At 68.8% G+C, this 2,706-nt stretch carries 2 protein-coding genes; one reads left to right on the top strand and one right to left on the bottom strand.

What is annotated here, in order from left to right; all coding sequences use genetic code 11:
* On the bottom strand, positions 1-1,152 hold a 1,152-nt coding region (locus AC08ON_RS00620; protein ID WP_476616278.1), incomplete at its 3' end, for an EAL domain-containing protein.
* 611 nt (positions 1,153-1,763) lie between these two features.
* Between AC08ON_RS00620 and AC08ON_RS00615 the strand changes: the two genes are divergently transcribed.
* A partial coding sequence (locus tag AC08ON_RS00615) for a 3-isopropylmalate dehydrogenase (RefSeq protein ID WP_476616277.1) occupies positions 1,764-2,706 on the top strand: 943 nt, incomplete at its 3' end.

Below are 2,706 nucleotides of genomic sequence, written 5' to 3'. Positions count from 1 at the left end.
GCCGGACAGATGCAGGGCGACCGGTCGGCATCGGTTGGAGACGATGACGGTCGCTCGAGGCGTCCGGTCACCGTCCGGTCCGGCCGGATCATCGCCGGCCGCGAGACCGTCCCGGTTCCGGGCGGCGCTCATGGGACAGGACGGACAGTCCGCGGACATGGCGCACCGACCGGAGTCACCTATACTGATCGTGACCTGTTCCATCAGGCTCTCGATGCTCGCGGCGTGGTTGCTGCGTTCCGAGAACTGGCGGATACGCCTAGCCACGGTTGGGTCGAGCTGCTGCCAGGCCCGGGAGGGACGCCCGAGCAGGAATCCCTGGCCGAGCGGAACCCCCAGCGCGACCAGCATTCCGAGCTCGTCGAACCGCTCGACCCCCTCCGCGATGACCCAGGCGTTGAGCCGGCTGGCGAAGGTGCCGACCAGCTCGGTGAGGGCGATCTTGACCTGGTCGTCGTCCACGTTGACTACGAGCGAGCGGTCCAGCTTGACGAAGTCGGGGCGGATCCGCGCCAGCTGCCGTAACCCGGCATAGCCCGAGCCGACGTCGTCCATCGCCACGAACGCACCGAGGTTGCGCAGTGCGCCCGCGGTGGTCGTCAGGCCGGTGGTGGCGTCGAGGTCGACTGCCTCGTTGAGTTCTAGGACCAGGCGCCGCAGGTCCGCACGCTGCCAGATTGCCGTGACTTCTGGTGAGGTGAGCAGATGGGGCAGGACGTTGACCGCGAGGAAGCAGCGGTCGGGAAGCCGGTCACGCGCCTCCAGCGCGGCGGCGAGGACACGGGCCTCCAACTGGGCCGCGAGCCCGAGCCGGTCCGCCTCGGCGAAGACGAGGTCGGGCGGGTGGGCCGGGTGGCTGTGGAAGCGTGCTAGCGCCTCATACCCCGCGATGACCCCCCGTTGCAGATCCACGATCGGCTGGAAGAACAGCACGGGTTCGTCGGGGTCGGCGAGAATTCGGCGCAGGTCGGGCCGGTCGTCGCCACGCGTCCCACCGCCGTCGCCGTTCTTCAACCGGCCGAGGGGACCCGCCCCATCGGCCGCGGGCAGCGTCCTGCCCTCGGCCGCGCCACCGGACGAAACAGCCGCGTCGCCGACATCGGGGCGGTCGCTGGACGGAGGTCCCGCGGGAGTCCGCTGCCGAGTAATCATGCGCCGTGCACCCCCTCGCATCGAAGCACGTCGCACCTGTCCTGTAACTGAGTTTCTTACCATCCGGCCGCGATGCCGGGCGCGAGTACCGTCCGGAGTTGTGAATCCTGCGCTCTTTTGTGTGACCGGCTGGTAGCGGTCAGATTGCCGTTCATCGTCCTTCCCGTGTCCCCGACGCAAGATCGGCGATTTCTGGGCGCCGGAGGCGTCGTTCATCGTTGATCCGTTGCCAAAACGGTCATTGCTCGCCAGGATTTTCGGGTGCCGACGCGAGGCGTGCGAGTAGTCCGAGTCGGCCGATGGAAATCAATCCAGCGACAACGAGGGTGAACTTTATTTGGCGAGGTGGTGCACTACGATTACTCAAGGTGATCGAATGCGGAGGTGTGAGGCGCCGTTCCAGCGCCGAGCTTGGACTGAGGTAATGAAATGGCTACTGTTAGCATCCATTCGGGGGTGGTTTGCGGCCGTTCGGGAGCACGATGACGGCCGTCGGGGCGGCGGCCCGTCGTGAGCGGCCCCGTGCGGACCCGTGCCGGATCGGCACCGGTCGGGCGGGCCAGACCGGGTGGGACCGCTGCGGGGCCGCGGTCGGCCGCTACAGTCGGCCTATGAGGCTTGCGGTGATTGGCGGTGACGGGATCGGCCCCGAGGTGGTGGCGGAGGGGTTGCGGGTGCTGCGCGCGGTACATCCCAAGGTCGACACGACCGAATACGACCTGGGTGCCCGGCGCTGGCACGAGACCGGGGAGACGCTGCCCGACTCGGTGCTGGAGGAACTGCGCGGTCACGACGCGATCCTGCTCGGGGCGGTCGGTGATCCCGGCGTGCCCAGCGGTGTCCTCGAGCGTGGCCTGCTGCTGCGGCTGCGGTTCGAGTTCGACCATCACGTCAATCTCCGGCCGGTGCGGCTCTATCCGGGAGTCCGCTCGCCGCTGGCCGGAGATCCGGCCATCGACATGATCGTGGTGCGGGAGGGCACGGAGGGGCCGTACGCGGGCGCGGGGGGTGTGCTCCGGAAGGGGACGCCCCATGAGGTGGCGACCGAGGAGAGCCTCAACACCCGGTACGGCGTCGAGCGCGTCGTGCGCGACGCGTTCCGGCGGGCCGATCGACGCGAGCGTCGCCACCTGACTCTCGTGCACAAGAACAACGTGCTGACCAAGGCCGGCGACCTGTGGTCGCGCACCGTGGCCGAGGTGGCGCCCGAGTTCCCCGACGTGCGCGTCGACTACCAGCACGTGGACGCGGCCTCGATGTTCTTCGTGACCGATCCGGGTCGGTTCGACGTCGTTGTGACGGACAACATGTTCGGTGACATCATCACCGACATCGGCGCGGCCATCACCGGCGGGATCGGCCTGGCCGCCAGTGGCAACCTCGATCCCTCCGGTGTCCACCCGAGCATGTTCGAGCCCGTGCACGGCAGCGCCCCGGATATCGCCGGCAGGCAGCTCGCCGACCCGACGGCCACCGTCGCCTCGGTGGCGATGCTGCTCGATCATCTCGGCCACGCCGAGGAGGCGGCGAAGGTCGAGGCCGCCGTCGCCTCCT

Source organism: Frankia sp. CoWAU3, from assembly GCF_977971855.1.
This window is presented reverse-complemented; position numbering and strand designations above follow the sequence as displayed.